The organism is Leptospira congkakensis, assembly GCF_004770265.1.
GTDB classification, from domain to species: domain Bacteria; phylum Spirochaetota; class Leptospiria; order Leptospirales; family Leptospiraceae; genus Leptospira_A; species Leptospira_A congkakensis.
Map to the genome: position 1 here is coordinate 320932 of NZ_RQGQ01000017.1, position 18226 is coordinate 339157.

15 protein-coding genes are annotated in these 18226 nt (G+C 34.0%); 10 read left to right on the forward strand and 5 right to left on the reverse strand.

Annotated elements, in window-relative coordinates; all coding sequences use genetic code 11:
* Positions 1-29 precede the first annotated feature (29 nt).
* Together EHQ70_RS15005 and EHQ70_RS15010 are read left to right on the forward strand one after the other, a co-directional pair.
* On the forward strand, positions 30-929 hold the full coding sequence (locus EHQ70_RS15005) for an AraC family transcriptional regulator (protein ID WP_135587736.1): 900 nt from the start codon (positions 30-32) through the stop codon (positions 927-929).
* 68 nt (positions 930-997) lie between these two features.
* Positions 998-1447, forward strand: coding sequence for a DoxX family protein (locus EHQ70_RS15010; RefSeq protein ID WP_135587737.1), 450 nt, complete (start codon positions 998-1000; stop codon positions 1445-1447).
* 118 nt (positions 1448-1565) lie between these two features.
* Here the strand turns inward: EHQ70_RS15010 and EHQ70_RS15015 are convergent, their stop codons facing one another.
* Complete coding sequence (locus tag EHQ70_RS15015; protein WP_135587738.1) at positions 1566-2867, reverse strand: malic enzyme-like NAD(P)-binding protein; 1302 nt, start codon at positions 2865-2867, stop codon at positions 1566-1568.
* Between the two features lie 298 nt (positions 2868-3165).
* Here EHQ70_RS15015 and EHQ70_RS15020 point away from each other — a divergent pair, with 298 nt between their 5' ends.
* The 8 genes from EHQ70_RS15020 to EHQ70_RS15055 all read left to right on the forward strand — a co-directional run bounded on the left by EHQ70_RS15020 (position 3166) and on the right by EHQ70_RS15055 (position 14528).
* Entirely contained in the window at positions 3166-6438 is a 3273-nt protein-coding gene (locus EHQ70_RS15020) for a PAS domain-containing protein (RefSeq protein ID WP_135587739.1), read from the forward strand.
* 88 nt (positions 6439-6526) lie between these two features.
* The gene (locus EHQ70_RS15025; protein ID WP_135587740.1) at positions 6527-7243 is read left to right on the forward strand and encodes an MIP/aquaporin family protein; all 717 of its coding nucleotides are present in this window, start codon (positions 6527-6529) and stop codon (positions 7241-7243) included.
* Between the two features lie 123 nt (positions 7244-7366).
* Complete coding sequence (locus EHQ70_RS15030; protein ID WP_135587741.1) at positions 7367-9505, forward strand: ABC transporter ATP-binding protein; 2139 nt, start codon at positions 7367-7369, stop codon at positions 9503-9505.
* The gene (locus EHQ70_RS15035) at positions 9492-9785 is read left to right on the forward strand and encodes a hypothetical protein (RefSeq protein WP_135587742.1); all 294 of its coding nucleotides are present in this window, start codon (positions 9492-9494) and stop codon (positions 9783-9785) included. The genes EHQ70_RS15030 and EHQ70_RS15035 overlap by 14 nt, the downstream gene beginning before the upstream one ends.
* 119 nt (positions 9786-9904) lie before the next feature.
* Positions 9905-10813, forward strand: coding sequence for an ATP-binding protein (locus EHQ70_RS15040; protein ID WP_135587743.1), 909 nt, complete (start codon positions 9905-9907; stop codon positions 10811-10813).
* Between the two features lie 35 nt (positions 10814-10848).
* Positions 10849-11106: an STAS-like domain-containing protein gene (locus EHQ70_RS18775; protein WP_425270051.1), complete on the forward strand. Its 258-nt coding sequence runs from the start codon at positions 10849-10851 to the stop codon at positions 11104-11106.
* A 2328-nt stretch (positions 11107-13434) separates the two neighbouring features.
* Positions 13435-14016 carry a hypothetical protein gene (locus EHQ70_RS15050; RefSeq protein ID WP_135587745.1) on the forward strand — a complete coding sequence of 194 codons (582 nt, stop codon included), beginning with the start codon at positions 13435-13437 and terminating at the stop codon, positions 14014-14016.
* Positions 14017-14057: 41 nt separating this feature from the next.
* Positions 14058-14528 (forward strand): hypothetical protein, encoded by a 471-nt coding sequence (locus tag EHQ70_RS15055; protein ID WP_135587746.1) that lies wholly within the window; start codon positions 14058-14060, stop codon positions 14526-14528.
* A 346-nt stretch (positions 14529-14874) separates the two neighbouring features.
* On the opposite strand, the gene EHQ70_RS18610 is transcribed toward EHQ70_RS15055, so the two are convergent.
* The 4 genes from EHQ70_RS18610 to EHQ70_RS15075 are packed head-to-tail and all read right to left on the reverse strand — an operon-like array spanning position 14875 to position 18174.
* On the reverse strand, positions 14875-15615 hold the full coding sequence (locus EHQ70_RS18610; RefSeq protein WP_167481723.1) for an LA_2478/LA_2722/LA_4182 family protein: 741 nt from the start codon (positions 15613-15615) through the stop codon (positions 14875-14877).
* A 22-nt stretch (positions 15616-15637) separates the two neighbouring features.
* Complete coding sequence (locus EHQ70_RS15065) at positions 15638-16375, reverse strand: flagellar motor protein MotB (RefSeq protein WP_135587747.1); 738 nt, start codon at positions 16373-16375, stop codon at positions 15638-15640.
* Entirely contained in the window at positions 16372-17025 is a 654-nt protein-coding gene (locus EHQ70_RS15070; RefSeq protein ID WP_135587749.1) for an FFLEELY motif protein, read from the reverse strand. The genes EHQ70_RS15065 and EHQ70_RS15070 overlap by 4 nt, the downstream gene beginning before the upstream one ends.
* Positions 17026-17031: 6 nt before the next feature.
* The gene (locus tag EHQ70_RS15075; protein WP_135587751.1) at positions 17032-18174 is read right to left on the reverse strand and encodes an LIC13341 family surface-exposed protein; all 1143 of its coding nucleotides are present in this window, start codon (positions 18172-18174) and stop codon (positions 17032-17034) included.
* Between the last annotated feature and the right edge of the window lie 52 nt (positions 18175-18226).

Sequence of the window (18226 nt, forward strand, 5' to 3'; positions counted from 1 at the left end):
TAGATTGTTACTTAAATCCAAGTTCCGAAATGAAAATTCTAAATTCACCATCCAAGATGCCAACTGAAATCAAAAACATTCCCATGATCCACTTAACAGATGTTCATGAGGAAGACAAAAATCCTTATTACTATGCTGGCCGGTTAGAAGAATTACCAAATGAATTTCAGGACTTCGATAGTTCCCATAGACATTCCTATTATGCATTGTTTTATTTTACGGAAGGAGAAGGGATCCACTCCATCGACTTCCATTCCCATACGATTACAGAAAACAGTCTTTTTTTCTTAAGACCGGGCCAAGTGCATTCTTGGACTTTTTCCAAACCAGTGAAGGGTTTTGCTTTGAAGATTTATCCAGATTACCTATCCGAACATGGAGGACAAGTCACCAGTTTTCAAAACTATCCATTTTTCCAATTGGGAAATGAAAATTCTAAACTCATCATCCAAGATGCAGACCAATTCAAAAAAGATTTTGAAAGATTACTAGAAGAGAAGAATACAAAATCTGATTCTTCTATGACTTTCCTTTTGATTCAGTTGGTTTTGCAACAATCATTGAAAGAGTTTAATTCATCTTTTACCGACAATGTTACCGTTGATTCTAAGTTATGGGATTTTTTTCGGTTGTTAGAAAATCATTTCAAAGACCAAAAAACAACTTCATATTATGCAAAACAAATGGGGACATCCTCAGGAAATTTAAACCAACTTTGCCAAAAACAATATGGAAAATCGGCAAAGTCTATCATTCAAGAACGATTGGTTTTGGAAATCAAACGACTGTTAATTCATTCTGATTTGAATATCAATCAAATCGCTTTGACCTTGGGATTTATAGACAGTTCGTATTTTAGTAAATTTTTCAAAAATCATACAGACAACTCACCGGAAAATTTTAGACGGCTGAAACGAAAACTACCATAAAAATCAAATTCTCTCCATTTACTAACTTTCTGTTTTTCCGTAAGATAAAACACATCAAGGAGAATAGAATGTTAGAAAAGTTATTCTACACAGAAACAAGTTGGTTTTTTACCTTACTGAGATTGGTTTTAGGTCTTGTGATTTTACCACATGGATTACAGAAGTTATGCGGCTTTTTTGGAGGGTATGGATTTTCTGCGACTCTGAATTTTTTTAAATCGGAAGGAATTCCCTATGCCATAGGTTTTTTAGTGATTGTGGCAGAATCCTTTGGGGCCCTAGGGTTAATTTTGGGACTCTTCACAAGAATTTCCTCATTTGGAATTGCACTAACCATGATTGGAGCTGCTATTTATGTGAGAAAAAACGGCTTTTTTATGAATTGGTTCAACCAACAAGCCGGTGAAGGATTTGAATACCATATCTTAGCCATTGGAATTGCAGTAATTCTAATGATTTCTGGCGGCGGTCAACTAGCGGTTGATAGCTGGATTTCAAATAAAATTCAATCTAACTGAATGAAATCATTTGAAAGTTAAAGCGAAAGTGAATTTAGCGAAATCACATTAAAACCAAAACGAAAAAGATTTTAATCTAAATACAACAGTCCCATACAAATGAACGGCTTGTTGGATTTCAATCGGTTTCGATTTCTAAAGCGCTGATTGGCTCGAGTTGTTGGGCCATGATGGATTCCAAAAACTTTACATAAGCTTCTCGGCCTGGATACTCAACCTGGTTCACACCTGTTTTAACAGCGGCTTCTGCCACTGCGGGAGCCACATGGTAAAGAACTCTTGAGTCCAAAGGTTTTGGGATGATATAATCAGCACCAAATCGAATTTCTTTTTCGTTATAAGCTTCTGATACTTCGATAGGAACAGGAAGTTTAGTCAGTTCACTTAAAGCATAAGCTGCAGCTAACTTCATTTCCATGTTCACTACTTTTGCACGAATATCAAGAGCACCGCGAAAGATAAATGGAAACCCGAGTACATTATTGACTTGGTTAGGATAATCACTGCGACCCGTTGCCATAATCAAATCTGGCCTTGCGTGTTTTGCATCGGGATAAGGAATTTCTGGATCGGGGTTGGCAAGAGCAAACATAACCGGTTTGTCTGCCATTGTTTTTACCATTGCTTCAGTGACTACATTGGCAACAGAAACACCAATAAACACATCGGTTCCAGGAAAGATGTCTTCTAATGTTTCTGCATCGGTTTTGCGAACAAAAGGAAGTTTCGATTCATGTAAGTTGGTTCGTTTGTGATTGATCACACCACGAGAATCCAACATATATATAGATTCATGTTTGACTCCGATATGTGTTAACATCTCAGCAATGGAGATCGCAGCAGCTCCCGCTCCATTGATCACAACTTTGATGTTACCAGCTTTTTTACCAGTAATCTCTAATGAGTTTAATAAGGCAGCAGTAGAGATGATAGCCGTTCCATGTTGGTCATCATGAAACACAGGAATTTTCATACTTTCATCTAAAGTTTTTTCGATATGAAAACATTCTGGGGCACGAATGTCTTCCAAGTTGATACCACCAAACGTTGGTTCAAGGGCCTTAACAATTGTAATGAATTTTTCAGGATCGGTTTCATTGATTTCAATATCAAAGACATCAATGCCTGCAAATTTTTTAAATAAAACTGCCTTTCCTTCCATCACTGGTTTTCCAGCGGAAGCTCCAATATTACCAAGACCTAAAATAGCAGTTCCATTGGTGATGATTCCGACTAAATTTCCTCGGTTTGTGTATTCATAAACGAGATCAGGTTGTTTTTCGATTTCGAGGCAAGGGTAAGCGACTCCCGGTGAGTAGGCCAAGGACAGGTCGTAACTGTTCTCCGTTGGTTTTGTCGGAACTACTTTGGTTTTTCCTTTCGGAAACCTAGAGTGATACTCAAGTGCGCTATTTTTCATGGTCTATTTTCCCACGATTTATGATTCAATGGAAAATCCTAGAATAAATTGGAGGAATGGCCATCTAAAACTTGAAAGATTCTTATGTCACTATGGAAGGTTTTTGAGGAAATTTTGAAGAGAATTTATATATTTTTTTTAGTTGGCATTACCAAATTGAGTTACAAAAGTAATAAATTTTTCTACGCAGATGCTTCAGAATAGAAGGTAAAACCATACAAATACTTTTTTTTAATTCATAAATATTTATCGTCTTATCCAAGTACCGTGTAGTAATTTAACCTCCTATCGACTTCATATGAAAATTAAGAAATCGATTAAACAATTAATCCCTAACCGCGTGTCATACGTAACCTATATTGGATTATTGTTATTAAATGTACTCGCATACTTTCTTTCCTTTCAGTTAGGAATTCGTAACTTAAAAAATGATATCAATAATCACCTAAATTCGATGGAGAAGGTTATAGAAGATAACCTCCGTGAAAACCAACTAGCGCTAAAGAGAATGGGAAACCGGTGGAGCCAGATTGGCGGTACACCAGAAAATTTATGGAGATATGATGCAATATCTTATTCCAAAGATTTATTAGGAATCGTTGGCGTCGGTTATGCGGATTCCAATACTAAAATTAAATGGGTCGAACCAATAAAAACCAATTCATCCGCTATCGGATTTCAATTAAATTCAGATGAACGCAGACGAATTGCAATCAATAAAGCTATAAATATAAATAATCATGTAATGACATTGCCAATTAATTTGAAACAAGGCGGAAGGGGTTATTTAATCTTATACCCTGTTTTTAAAAATGGATTGAATGATGGTTTTGTTTATTTAGTTGGACGATACAAAGATTATTTTCCAAATTTATTGAGAGATAATAATTTCTTTTACCAGGTTTATTCAGGAAAAGAATTAGTTTATTCCACTAATTTTACTAATAATCAACGATACGAAAATTTAAGCGCTACAACTGAAACTCAAATTAAAAATAGTATCGATTGGAAAATAAAAATTACTCCAACTAAAAAAATTTACAACGATATTATATATCTTTTTACTTTATGGACACTATTGATTACATTTCTGCTATCGATTATCATTATTTACATATTATACCTATATAATAAATCGCAATATTTATCTAATCAATTAAATTCTCAGAATGTGTGGAAAAATGCTATATTAAACAATACAGATTTAGCAGTTATCTCCACTGATAAAAATGGATATTTAGTTTCCTTTAACTCTGCTGCTCAAAAAATGTTAGGTTACACAGAAAGCGAATTATTAGGTAAAGAGAATCCGATGCTTTGGCATGACGAACAAGAAGTCCTTAATTATTCAATTCAGGTATTTAAGGAATTAGGAGTTAAAATTAAACCTGGGTTTGATGTTATCGTAGCGAAATCCAAAATTGGTTATACAGAAAAAAATATTTGGACTATCATTTCTAAAGCTGGAATTCGTAAACAAGCATTTGTCTCAATTTACCCACTTATAAATAAAAAATACGAAATCGAAGGTTATGTCGAAATTTTAGAAAAACTAACAGATCATTTAGAATTTGAAGAACTAATTGCAACCAAAGAAATATTAATTAATTCCATGTTAGAAAACACCTTTGACGGTTTTTGGGATTGGAATTTAAAAATAGATTACCAATACATGTCCCCAAAATTTTGGGAAATGCTCGGACACAATCCTTCTGAAAAAAAACACCATCCAAGTGAATGGCAAAAGGTAATCTCACCAGAAGGACTCAAATTAACTCTCGAAAATTTTGAAAAACACGTAAAATCAAAAGGAACGTATCTTTTTAGTCAGGAAGTCCTATTTAAACATAAAGATGGTCATGACGTATGGATTTTATCAAAAGGTAAAGTTGTTGATTGGGATGAAGACGGCTCTCCTATTCGTGCAATTGGAACAAACACTGATATTTCCGAAATTAAAAAGAAAAATGAAATCATAGAAAAAACACAAAAAGAGCTAATTGAAAGAGATCGCAAAATTTTAGAGCTAAAAAATAAAACTGAAGATTGGTTTCGAATTATTACCAATTCATTGCCTCAATTGATGTGGACATGCGAGCCAGATGGACCATGTGATTATTTAAGCGAGCAATGGATTAACTATACTGGCATTCCAGAAAAAGAACAACTTGGATTTGAGTGGTTAAAACAAATTCATCCAGAAGACCAACCTAGAGTCATAGAAGAATGGCAAAAAAATGTCGTAAATGAAAAGGTTTTCTCCATTCAATTTAGAATTAGAAGACACGATGGAATTTACAATTGGTTTGATACAAAAGCAATTCCTATCAAAGATTCGAATCAAAATATAATAAGGTGGTTAGGGTCTAATACGAATGTACAAGAATTATATACAATTCAAGAGACTCTAGAAAAAGCAAAAGCAGAAGCTTTACAATCATCAAATGCTAAGGCACAATTTTTGGCGAATATGAGCCATGAAATAAGGACTCCAATCAATGGTATCTTAGGTTTATCGCAATTGTTAAAAGATACTAACTTAGACAATATACAAAAAGAATATCTTGAGCATATTAATCAATCTGGGACAATGTTATTATCTTTAATTAATGACATTTTAGATCTTTCTAAAATTGAATCCGGAAAAATTGAAATTGAATCTATTGATTTTAATTTAAAAGATACAATCGATTTTGTATTAGGTACCTTAACTTATTCGGCAGAAAACAAAGGTTTGCAACTGAAGACTGAATATGAATCAACAGATAAATTATGGCTAAAGGGAGATCCATCAAGAATCAAACAGGTGTTATTAAATTTTATTAACAATGCTATAAAATTTACTGAAAAAGGATTTGTGAATATCAGAACTAAAGTCATTTCTCAAACAGTGAAATCTCAGAGATTACGTGTAGAAGTAATTGATACGGGAATTGGAATTGCCGAAGAAAATATTCCAAAACTATTTCATAAATTTACTCAATCCGATTCATCCACACATAGAAAATTTGGAGGAACAGGTTTAGGATTATCTATCTCAAAATTGTTAGTTCATAAAATGGGAGGCACCATTGGTTTAGAAAGTAAGTTAGGAGTAGGCTCAACCTTTTGGTTTGAATTAGAGCTGCCTACCGGAGTCGAGAAATTGAACATACATAATGACAACGAAATAATTATAGAAAAATTTCCAAATTCTAACTATAAGATATTAGTCGCCGAAGACAATATAATTAATCAAAAAGTCACTATCGCTTTATTAAAAAAACTTGGGTATGAAAGTCAGGTTGTTGCAAATGGATTTGAAGTATTATCAATTTTAAATACTATTCAATGTGATTTGATTTTAATGGATTGTCAAATGCCAGAGATGGATGGATTCGAAGCAACAGAGAAAATAAGAAACCTAGACTCTAATTTAAAAAATATTCCAATTATCGCAATGACTGCGAATGCAATGGAAGGTGATCGTGAACGTTGTATTGCTGTTGGAATGAACGATTATCTCACTAAACCTGTTTCAATTAAGGATTTAAGTCTAACATTGAATAAATGGTTGATTAAAGAAAATTGATACCGGAAACTTTATTTTTTCAAAAATGTTTGCTTGTATTTTTTTTTCTATTCTATAAGTTACTAAATTCGCCATAAAGGGGGCAAATTTGGAACTCGTCGGAGAATTTTTTGGAACTGCTGTTCTTATTTTACTGGGTGATGGCGTTGTTGCCGGTGTTTTACTAGAAAAGTCAAAGGCAAAAGATGGAGGATGGATCACCATCACCACTGCTTGGGCCCTGGCGGTTTGTTTCGGTGTTTTGGTGGCAAAGGCTTTGGGAAGTCCCGGTGCTCATCTAAATCCCGCTGTTACCCTCTATGTTTGCATCCAATCGGGTGATTTTACGAATCTTCTACCGTATAGCCTCGCCCAAATCACCGGCGCGATTCTCGGAGCAACTCTCGTTTATTTACACTACCTTCCCCATTGGAAAGAAACCAAAGATTCTGGAACGATTCTAGCCGTATTCTCCACGTCACCTGCGATCAAACAAACTGCTGCCAATGCATTTAGCGAGGGACTCGGAACTTTTATCCTGATCTTGGGACTTCATGCCATCTCTTCTCCGTTAAATGGTGGAGCAGAAGGAATCGCCGGAGCCGGATTCGTAGGATTACTGGTTTGGGCCATTGGATTTTCGCTAGGTGGGACTACTGGTTATGCAATTAACCCCGCACGTGACTTAGGCCCAAGGATCGCCCATTGGCTATTGCCAATCTCCAACAAAGGAAATTCAAATTGGAAGTATGCATGGCTCCCCGTGGTGGCTCCGTTAGTGGGTGCAGCGATTGCTGCGGTTGTGATTCGGTGGGGGATAGGATAACGATAGTTTGATTGCAATAATTTGAGGGAGAGAAGGGAATGGTGGGGGGTGGGTTGGGGTTAGTTGAAAAAGACAAGTATAGTGTAATTTGCTGATTTTAAATAATCCCAAAAGATAAAACATATGAAAATTGATATCCATATACACACAAAAAAAACCAAAAGAGGCGATGCTCACACCCGTGAAATTACACCAAAAAAATTTTGTGAAATAATTACCAATTCAGATGTCGGCATTTGTGCAATTACAAATCATAATCACTTTGATATCGATCAATTCAATGAAATAGTAGCACTTAAAGCAAAGCACCTTCAAATTTGGCCTGGTGTTGAACTTGATATTAGTCACGAAAGTAAACGTGGACATCTGATTGTTATATCCAATCCAAAGCAAGTAGATACATTTAATGAAATTCTTTTAAAATTGTTGAATAATGAGTCTCCAGATAAATTTATTATCGATATAAGTAAAATTGCCAGCGTATTTAAAGATATAGATGTTATCTATATCGCTCACTATTATAATAAAAAGCCAAATATCGAAGACGCTGCAATTGAAGTTTTACTTTCTGAAATCAAAAACCCTAATCGGGTGATAAAAGAAGCTACTGATTCAATTTCTGCAGGAATATTTGTGAGTCATGGGCATAATTCAATTTATGGTTCAGATGTTCAAGATTGGGATTCATACTTAAAAATTTCCAATGGATTACCTGAGCTAAGACTTCCAGTAGAAAGTTTCGAACAATTTTGCCTTCTTTTAGATAAAAACGAAAGTACAATACAAACCTTATTGGCTTCAAAAAATAAAAGCCAAATTAAGTTATCTCCGTTTAAAGGAGAGTCTCCAATAGAAATTGACATCTGGGATGATGTGAATATATTATTTGGATCGAAAGGTACAGGAAAAACAGAAATACTTAAGAGTATTTGCAAGTTCTATAATGACAAAGGAATTAAGGCAAATCTTTTTGAATCAAACGTTGAAAACCTAGGAAAGAAATATGATTTGTCTGGTTCTAAAATAAACTTAGATATTTCTGAATCTGATATTTATGATTGTAAAGAAGAAATATTGCTTATTCGAAACGCAGAAGAAGCTGACATAGCAAGTTTAACGAGCTATCGAGAACACTATTCTAGACAAGCATTAAGCAAAATAGCCTCAAGACTTATAATAAGAGAAATTCTTCCCATTGATGAGAATCAATTATTATCAAATTTATCAGATACTACTAGCTTGAAAAAAGAGTTCGATAAATTTATAAACGTATTAAATCAAAATGATTCCAATAAAACTATTTTGGGCGAGGCTCTCCTTGAAGAATTGAACCAGATTTTAATTAAAGCCCAAAACCACTTGTCAGAAAAAAAATATGATGCTTTTAAAATCTACAAATCGACAACACTTATTAACTTCACTATCAAATGTTTTTCTTCGGAAGTTGCAAAAAAAACTGGAGTTCCTAAAAAACCTCAAAGCACAGGATTTCTTGAATATGCTAGCAATAGAATCAAACTAGACTTGGCTCTTCAAAAAATTGTATTAAATTTAAAGAAACCAATTAATAAATGGACTGAATTTGTTTGGGATTTTGAGAATAAAGGCAAATTGTTTTGTGTCACACATTTTAAATTTCAAAACGGCCATATTTCGGATGGCGAGCTCAAACATTTATCAAGTAATACAAAAAATCCAGAAAAAGACTTTTCAAAATGTATCAACGATCTTGCAGAAAAAGTTTACCGATCAGATTTTTTTGAAACATTATCAGAGTTATTAGCGATAGACGATTCAGAAAAAATTACTTCAATTAAAGATCTAGTTTTGTTCAAGAGATATTTTGAACTAAATCATGCAGAGTACAAACCTTCAAATGGAGAATCTTCAATGATTCTTTTAGCAAAAGAACTAAAAGAGGATAAAGATGTCTATTTGGTTGATGAACCAGAAAAAAGTCTCGGGAATGATTTCATTAGCGATTTCATCGTTCCGATACTTAAAGACCTTGCTAAAAGTGGGAAACGCATCGTTATAGCGACGCACGATGCGAATATAGCAGTTCGAACTTTACCATATAATTCAATTTATAGAGAACATTCTCCCGAAGGTTACAAAACTTATCAAGGAAATCCTTTTTCAAACCGCTTAAAAATGTTAAATGGAAACGAAAGTCTTGATTGGAAAGAAAAAAGTATGAATACACTAGAAGGTGGTAGAAATGCCTTCGGAGAAAGGAAGGGTATTTATGGAAACTATTAAATCTACTATCAGCAGATATGAAGAAAAGGCATTTTTACAGATCCATTTCACAGAAAAAGAAATCATGATTGATCTTACAAGCGACGACTCTATATCGCTAAAGAATAGTTTTAATGATTTAATTGTTCGATTAAAAAACGGGAAGTTTCAAATTGAATTGGTAGATTCTCAAGAGGATCTTTACTATCATGTTTGTAAAGAGTATTTAAGACAGCTTAATTCCGAGATATCAAATATTTACGGTCAAATGCGTACATATGGAATTGTAAAAGATGAATGAAATATTTTTGATATCATATTTCATGATTTTGAAACTTAGAATGCTCGGGCTCATCCGATGCTTTTCATTACACACGACACAAAACTTAATTCATCGATCGCAATACTTTAAATTTAACAATGATTATAAACCTCCCAAGACATTTAGTTTTAGAAACTGTCCCAGCTATAGTTGAATCAACAATTTCTCAAAATCGAAATCCTATTTCGGAGAGATTTACCTTCAATTTTGATACTTTACATTTTATTCAACCTGCAGGACTAACCGCACTTACTAATATTATTGAATTCTTACAGAAGAAAAATACTCAGATTGATTTCAAAGTAGATGTGAATAGAGCAAAATTTTCTAATTCTGTAATAAAATATTTGGACGATGTAAGTTTTTTCGAAAAGTATTTAGGAAATAAATTAAATATTCGATCTCGTATAAGGGATACAACTTTAACCATAAATATAATAAATATTGATTCGCGCTTTGAATGGATAGATAACACATTAATTCCTTGGATAAAAAAGCAACTCACCTTTCCGAATACTTCAAACTTTGAAACTCTCAGATTATGTTTAATGGAAATTTTTAATAATATAAGTGATCATTCGCAAGAAAATATAGCCTGCTTATATGCCCAACATTTTCCAAAATGGAAACAAATTCAAATAGCAATATCGGATTTCGGCATTGGAATTCCAACAAATGTAAAGAAAAAAATGCATTTTGATTATGATTCATATGCAATTAGAAAATCAGTAGAAGAAGGATTTTCTACTAAATCCGTTCCAACGAACAGGGGTGCAGGACTAGATGTTTTGAGGAAAAATATCGTTGAAAATAATGGTGGATCATTAACTATTTTATCAAACAGGGGTAAAGTCCGTATTTTTAGCGATTCTACTCAAATGAACCAATCAAATTTCCACTGCGCCGATTATGAATTGTCCGAGTATCCAGGTACACTTTTAAATCTAGAAATAAATTCCGAAAAATTTGACGATAGTGAGTCTGAGGAGGATTTCCAATGGTTTTAAAACTTCTAGATTATGTTTCGAATGGATCTTCAGCCATGGAAGGAAACGAAATTTTTGAAATTTTATTAAACCTACTAGAGACCAATGAAAATATATCTATATCCTTTAAGGGGTTAGGGGCGGTTTCTTCATCATTCGTAAACTCCGCTTTCATAAGACTTCTAGATAAATATTCATTCAATGAAATTCAAAAAAGAATAAAATTTATCGATACTCTTAAAATTCACAATAATTTAATAAAACAAAGATTTCAATTTGAAACCTCAACTCGACTAACAAATACTAAGGTTTAATTTATTATACTGCATCGCGAGATTTTTTTACTAAAAAGACGATTTCAAATAAAATTTTGAATAAAATATGGTTCAAAATAATTATCTCCGTTGAAATGATTCAGCAACCTCAATCAGGTGAATAAAAAGAAAGGATCTACGATAACGATTCGGCTTGGAATTCTGCAGACTGGTCGTACGTAAAATTTACGAATGATAACTATGATTAATGGTGTGGTCACTTCCGAGGGTCGGCTTACGGAGCTGCAATTTCGGATCGAAGAAGTGAAGTTCTCATCTCAACTTCTGACTATTTATATTTATTAGATACAAATGATGGCGATATTATTGAAATATTGGATTCCCCACAGTTCAGATGTATAACTGTTTCTCCCCAAGGAGATTTTATCCTAGCTGACTATTATCACATCCAAAGATTAAAGAAAAAAATATCGATAATCCCGTTAAAATGGATTCAATTGTATTCAAAGAATGGGATAATGATAATTTACTTATTTATTGTGAAGAGTTTATGAATTGGACTAGGAAATTAAAATTATTAAATCTACATAGAATCCAAGCTAAATATTAGGTTGCCTAAAAAATAATCGGAATAAAAGCAAAGTTGTTCCTCTCGATGCCACTTTACATCTGCTTATTGATTCATTATGGCCAAAATCTAACTCATTATCCAAAACAAATTAACATGCTACCTTTCACCGTAAAATTCAAAAGGAAACTATTCATTTCAAAGGATAAAACAGAAGTATTTTTAATTAGAAGTAAACAGGTTCTTATAAATTGTACTGATTGCGATATAGATTTAGTAAAAAATACCGTGATTTTAAATTCGAACTTTGAACCAAAATGGATCAAAAAATCTTACGTTATCGGATTTCTTAACTCAGCTGAATTCAATATAAAAGAAGAAAACGAATCCTTATACCTTTATATGAAGGTCTCCTTTATGCCTCTATTCGGTATTTCATTCATTTTGTTCCCATTTATTTTAACTTCATTATTACCCATTGACAATAATCCATTTGAAACAAAGAACCTTTTCTATTTCTGGTGCGCAAAGTTAGGCATTTTCATTCCTTGGAGTTTAATTGAGTATTATAGTCTAATAAACTATATTTCAAAAATAAAAGTCTGAAAATTTTTCAGTAACATTCTATACTCATTTGACATTTAGTAAATGATTCGACACTTACTCACGTGCTAAGACTGTGATTAATTCCTCTAAATCATGCTTTTCTTACCGTAAAAACGAGTCAATCCTGAAGACTCACTAAATCCACTTTCCCAGTCCCCCAACTAACGGCTGAATCTCCACCCGCTTCCATAAATAACAAACCGCCATTGCCAAAAAAAAACTCCACCGTAAGTTAACTTCACCACATACGATCTATAAAAACAAATTGCAATCAAATTACCGCCATCTAACAATGACACATACTTATTGTTATATAATTATATTAGGAATCTAATGCGACAAAAACTTATTTTATTAATCATACTTCAGATGGCCATTTTAACGAGTTTTGATTGTGCTTTTACTGAAATTACAATCAAAATGAATTAAAACAAACCTCTGCTAAATGAAAAATCGCAGAAAAAATTAATAAGGTATCCATATGAAATTTATAGCTCTTTTATCTACATCCATACTTTTTTCTTTATTAAGCAACTGCCTTTACCAATTGAAATATATTGATCGACAAGATAGAACTGAATCAACCTGGACAATCGAAAAAGAAACTAAGAAAACAAAATAAACCGAATCACAAAGTTTTGATATCTTTCGAGGATGAACCAATGAAAAACCACCAACAAAATTTCAACCTACTTTACCTATTACTCTTTATTTCATTTTCTTCTCTATGGGCCAATTCATGGGATAAGGATTATATATCAAATTTGTCTACTGCTGATTGCAGAGGGATTACTACGAAAAGTGAATATTCGTGCAGAACGAATGATTGTAAGGGAATTGCTTCTGGTGATCGATACAAGTGTGACAGTGATGATTGTAGGGCCGTAGTCAGCAGAGATAAATATATGTGTAAAAGCAATCTATGTAAAGCTTGGATTTCTGGCAATCCATACGGGTGTGACAGTGATGATTGTAGAGGTGTAGCCAGCAGAGATAAAAATTTGTGCGAAAGCAAGCAGTGCAAAGCCATTGCATCAGGTAATAGTTCGTGGTGTTCTTGATCCTAGACAAATATCGTTTTTGAATTTCATTATATTGCTCCAAACCAAGACTAAAATTCTAAAATTTTATATTTTCCGTGAAACAAATCTGTTAGGTGACTGTTAATTAAGTAAAACGGAATCTCATAAAAAATGAAAAACAAACTTTTACTCATCGCCTTACTCACTCTCCCCTTCCTCACGATTTTCGCTACAGAATCGGAAACTTCCGATAGTTTCAGAGGAATTGATTTCTCTACCACTGAAGTGCAAAAAATAAAGGCGATGACCATCACTGTTCCCAAAATCGCAAAACGTTCTGATTCAATCCATTTGAAAGATAAGTTTCCGATCACTTTCTTCAAAGCTGATTGCACTCAGGAAAAGGAATGTTTTTCGTTATTGATTTCTGTATCTATTTTACCCTCATCTTTAAAATCCTTTGAAACTTTGGTAGAAGATTCTAAAGCTAGCGACTTCGGGGACACACCTTACGAGGTCAATAAATGGGTGGAACTTCTCACCTTCAAAACTGACAAAACCAAAATCCTAATGGGGCCTGGCGAATTACTCGGTACTAAAATCAATGCGTTTTATCATATTAAAGAAACAAATGAAACTTATAAGGTTTCCATCAACCTGATCTTTCATCCAAAATTTCCAGATGAAGAATGGAAGGATATTCTTATGCATTCCTTTTTGATTCTAAATAGTATCAACATTGAATCTAAATGAAACTAAAGATTATTATAATTAAGTCATAAAGAGAATCATATATGAATCAATATGAAGTTATATTCAATCAAGTCTTCGATGAACATAAAAACCTCTTTGGCAAATCGGCATTTGTAACCATACCCTTTGAAAATAATCAAAAATCACAAAAAAACATTCGTCTCTTCCATTGGTTTAAAACAACTAAAGACAAAAAAATAGATTTCTATGACCGGTTTGGTGATATTGAGGAAGATAATGTTTTAGATAAATACATTATCGATATTGGAGATGATCAAATTTTCGCGCCGGAACTACGCGAAGGAGTCATTCCTTTTGCCTACATCGTCGATGACTGGGCTACAGGAAACGACTACCAAGTAGAAGGTATTTTAATGATCGACCTTGGAGAATCAAAACATCCAGTTCTCATAGCCGAAGTTGATGGTACCATTGATGGACAAACTCCATTTCAAATTGTGAGTTTTAAATCACTAAATATCACTTCTGGCAAAATCAAAGTCGATGATTAAAACATCATCACAAGTTGGAGTCCTGCAACCGCGATAGCTGTCGCATTACTTCTATTAAAGATTTTAACCTCAGAAGAAAACTCAAATTATATTAAAGATATTATGGGTTTTTAGAATCCTTTAGCTAAAATTACAAGTATAAATCAATTTACTGTTTCCACATTCATCGTAAGTTCTTTAAATTTTTTATCTATAAACTCTATATATTGCTGTAATCACAGCTGCTAAATATCCCATTCCATAACTGCCATCATTACTTAAGGAGCTCATGTTTTTGTGGAAGATATTACCCACATCAGCACGAATTATATCTGTGTTACGGATATCCAACTCAGCAAAAATTCTTTTAGTTACCGTTCTGGATCTTTTGAAAAGCCACACAAAGAGGGACAGTTTCAATCTTTCCTTCTTGTAAGTCCTTACAGCTAAACTGCAAAATTTGTTTATGACAATCCTTATAAGCTGTTTGTATCGCCAATGGATCTGCGCCGATCAATTTGTATGCATTACTTTCACGAAATCGTTTTTGGCATTGGGTTTCATCTAGTCTGCCTTCAGTAAACTTTTTTAAATTTTCAGGAATGGACTTCCATTCTTTATCAGCACACTCTCTATACTTTGCGCAAATCTCAGAAGTTAAACTTAACGATTCATTCTGCCACTCTAAGTTCATGATCCCTTTATCTTTTTTACAAGATACAGTTGTTACTAAAACTAAGATGGATAAGAAGATACTTACTCCATTTTTCACATTCAATTTAGGAAGAGAAAGATATATTTGGCTGTTAATCGTAGTTCGCTTATCATCCGCCGTCGCTCGGGAATTACGCGTAGTGCGTATATTCGCCACAATAAAGATAAGGGAGTTAACTGTATTACGCATATCCGCAGAAAAGTCTTGGATGGTTATATACGCATTGCGTATATTTCTCCAATAACTATGCAGGCTATGCGCATTGCGTTTAATTCCCCAATTACTATGCGGGCTATGCGCATTGCGCTTTATTCTCCAATTACTATGTGGGCTATGCGCATCGCGTTTAATTCCCCCACCCAATTTTGAAAAAAGTATATTTAGTAAGTTCATAAATCTTTTTGATTTTCCTTTGTTATTTCGAATTCTCTGTTGTGTCTTTTTTTCGAATCAGAATTTCGATTCGTTCTTCTTTGGCTTTTTTTTCCGGTGTGTCAGATTCTTTTGATTTTTGAAACATAGCATAACCTTGAACAGAAACTTGTTCTTTGGGAATTCCATATTCGTTTACCAATTTCTCTGCAAGTAAAGAAGCTCGGTGTGAATGGTAGTCCCATGAATTTTGAAATTTCGATTTATCAATTTGTGATTCGTATGGAATTTGTACGCGAACTACAATATCAATATCCATACCTTTGGATAATACCGCCAATTGTTCAAAGGCAAATTTTAGATCAGGATCCGCTTTTAATATATCATCGGATGCCAAGTCAGAACCAGCGAATGTTAATTTGAGTTCTTCGGTCTCAGCAAGTCCCAATTTTAATTTAGCTTTTTCTCGAAGAGTTTTTAATGCGAATCCAATTCGTTCCCAAAGTCGAAACACTTGTGACTTTGGTTCCATTGTGTCGTCTTCTAAAATACCTGAGCCACCTTCTAAAATTGCACCCACTGAACTTACATTTAGACCAAATCCTCTTTTGATATCTTTTGCAACTTCCGTTAGGCGATTGGCATCGACTTTACTAATTGCGTATAATATGATAAATAGTCCCAATAACAAAGTGATCATATCGGCGTAAGTCAACAACCAACGGTCATGGGCTTCTACATGTTCATCTTCTTTTGATACAAATCTGGAACGTCTTCTCATGTTTCCTCTTTGAGTGTTGGGAAAGCTTTATATAAAAAATCCCATTCCTTTTCTTGGACCTTTGCATAAAATTCATTAAATAAATCTTGGTTCACAGGCAAAGTAGCGTAGTAACCTTGTTCTACTTTTTTAAACAAAGGATACACTCCCAGTAATCTAGCCATCATAGCTGCGGGTTTTATAATATATGCACTTACCGGTTTATGGGCTAACTCATAAAATTTTTTAAGATTAAAGATTACAACTTCTAATTGTTTTTTTCGAATTTCTCTTTTGTCTAATTCGCAGAATAATGAGAAGTATTCCTCCTGAGAAATTTCTTTTCCAGCGAACCAACCTTTAGAGAGTAAAAGTTCCGCCATTTGAATGTCCAATTCATCGGTGATTGAATTTAGTTCGATCAATCGTTCGACACTTTCCCTAGTGCCTTCCTTCATCATATTTTTGACTTTATCATAAGTGGTAAATGCTAAAGATTCCCATTCTTCCTTACCATCTAAGTTATATACGGTTTCGAAAAAGAATTTTGCCATTTCGATGGTTTCCGTTCGATGAAAGTAATCATAATAGTAAAGATGAAATCGATCCACTTGTACACGAACAATCTCTCTTCTCGCAAGGGTGACTTCTTCTGTTAGTTTGTTTTTCATTTCCGCTTAGTTTGCAGGTGCTCCCAAAAGATAAGAAGGAAAGCCTTGTTGGTCTCGTTCAAATGGAGCAATGGAAAACTGATTGGGAATTGAAACGATTTCATGATAAAACTTATAAGTGGAACGGAATAATATTTTGGGATTCAGAGATTCTTTTGGTGTGTAATAAAACTTGATACCATAACGGAAGTTATTTGCCCATCCTTCCTTGGTCACTTCTAACAATGGATACTCTGCTGGAATTTTTTTGTTGGAGACAACATTATAAACAATATCACCCTTTTTATATAATCGAACTCCTTGACTCTCACCTGCCAACCGAACAGTACCAGCCTCAGGAAAGGATAAAGATAAATATGTTAAGCTAACATAGTTTCCTCGATTCTTTAATTGTAAAGTTACCAAAGACTCTTTTCCAATCTCAAACTTAGGAAGTACTTCCAAAGATACAAAAGCTGGAACTGGTTGCATAGGAAGGTTTGGAATCATTTCCCAACCATTAAAAACAAATTCTTGAGAATAATTTGGATTCGTTGGAAATATACGAAAGGATTTCTCTTTAGCATTGTATTCAAAATCCACACGTTTACTTCTTTTTAACTCTTCATGTTCTTTCAGTTGAAACCCGTCCCAAATCTTTTTTCCTTTGCGGTATCCCATCGGAACAGAAAATAAACCTAACGGTGGTTCTTCGGACAAAACTTCAAGAAAAACTGAATTAAAATTATCACCAGGAAGTTCAGCCACTACAATCCTACGAAGACAATCACCAGCAAATGAAACCTTTTCTTTACCTGGAGCAGATCCGGGAACCCAGGAATTTAGTTTAGCGTCGTAAAACATCTCTCCTAAATTCTTCAGAAAGAATTCCAACTTCCATAAATAAGTCCAACTCGATCCATCTTTCCGAAAGGCTGCGAGAACCTCGCTAGTACCAGATTGGAACAAAACCAGGGTTTCCATCTCTGGAGTTTCATCTAAATTGATCTGTTTTTGACCTAAAACACGAACTGGTTGGCCAGTATCACTACCATAGACCGCTTGTCGAATTTCTGAATCGGAAGGGACTTCCTTTTGTGAGCAGGATACGAAAGAAACAAATGCGAAAAGTAAAGTGACTGTAATTCGAAACTGGATGGATAATTTCATAGGAATTCTATCATTCCATCACACCAAAACTCCAATTCAACCTTTTTTGCTT

Bases quoted from the DNA above. Each gene is read 5' to 3' on its own strand.
- EHQ70_RS15035 (WP_135587742.1), top strand. From the start codon at position 9,492: ATGGAAACTATTAAATCTACTATCAGCAGATATGAAGAAAAGGCATTT.
- EHQ70_RS15030 (WP_135587741.1), top strand. From the start codon at position 7,367: ATGAAAATTGATATCCATATACACACAAAAAAAACCAAAAGAGGCGAT.
- EHQ70_RS15020 (WP_135587739.1), top strand. From the start codon at position 3,166: ATGAAAATTAAGAAATCGATTAAACAATTAATCCCTAACCGCGTGTCA.
- EHQ70_RS18610 (WP_167481723.1), bottom strand. From the start codon at position 15,615: ATGAACTTACTAAATATACTTTTTTCAAAATTGGGTGGGGGAATTAAA.
- EHQ70_RS15055 (WP_135587746.1), top strand. From the start codon at position 14,058: ATGAATCAATATGAAGTTATATTCAATCAAGTCTTCGATGAACATAAA.
- EHQ70_RS15005 (WP_135587736.1), top strand. From the start codon at position 30: ATGAAAATTCTAAATTCACCATCCAAGATGCCAACTGAAATCAAAAAC.
- EHQ70_RS15015 (WP_135587738.1), bottom strand. From the start codon at position 2,867: ATGAAAAATAGCGCACTTGAGTATCACTCTAGGTTTCCGAAAGGAAAA.
- EHQ70_RS15050 (WP_135587745.1), top strand. From the start codon at position 13,435: ATGAAAAACAAACTTTTACTCATCGCCTTACTCACTCTCCCCTTCCTC.
- EHQ70_RS15070 (WP_135587749.1), bottom strand. From the start codon at position 17,025: ATGAAAAACAAACTAACAGAAGAAGTCACCCTTGCGAGAAGAGAGATT.
- EHQ70_RS18775 (WP_425270051.1), top strand. From the start codon at position 10,849: ATGGAAGGAAACGAAATTTTTGAAATTTTATTAAACCTACTAGAGACC.
- EHQ70_RS15065 (WP_135587747.1), bottom strand. From the start codon at position 16,375: ATGAGAAGACGTTCCAGATTTGTATCAAAAGAAGATGAACATGTAGAA.
- EHQ70_RS15075 (WP_135587751.1), bottom strand. From the start codon at position 18,174: ATGAAATTATCCATCCAGTTTCGAATTACAGTCACTTTACTTTTCGCA.
- EHQ70_RS15040 (WP_135587743.1), top strand. From the start codon at position 9,905: ATGATTATAAACCTCCCAAGACATTTAGTTTTAGAAACTGTCCCAGCT.
- EHQ70_RS15010 (WP_135587737.1), top strand. From the start codon at position 998: ATGTTAGAAAAGTTATTCTACACAGAAACAAGTTGGTTTTTTACCTTA.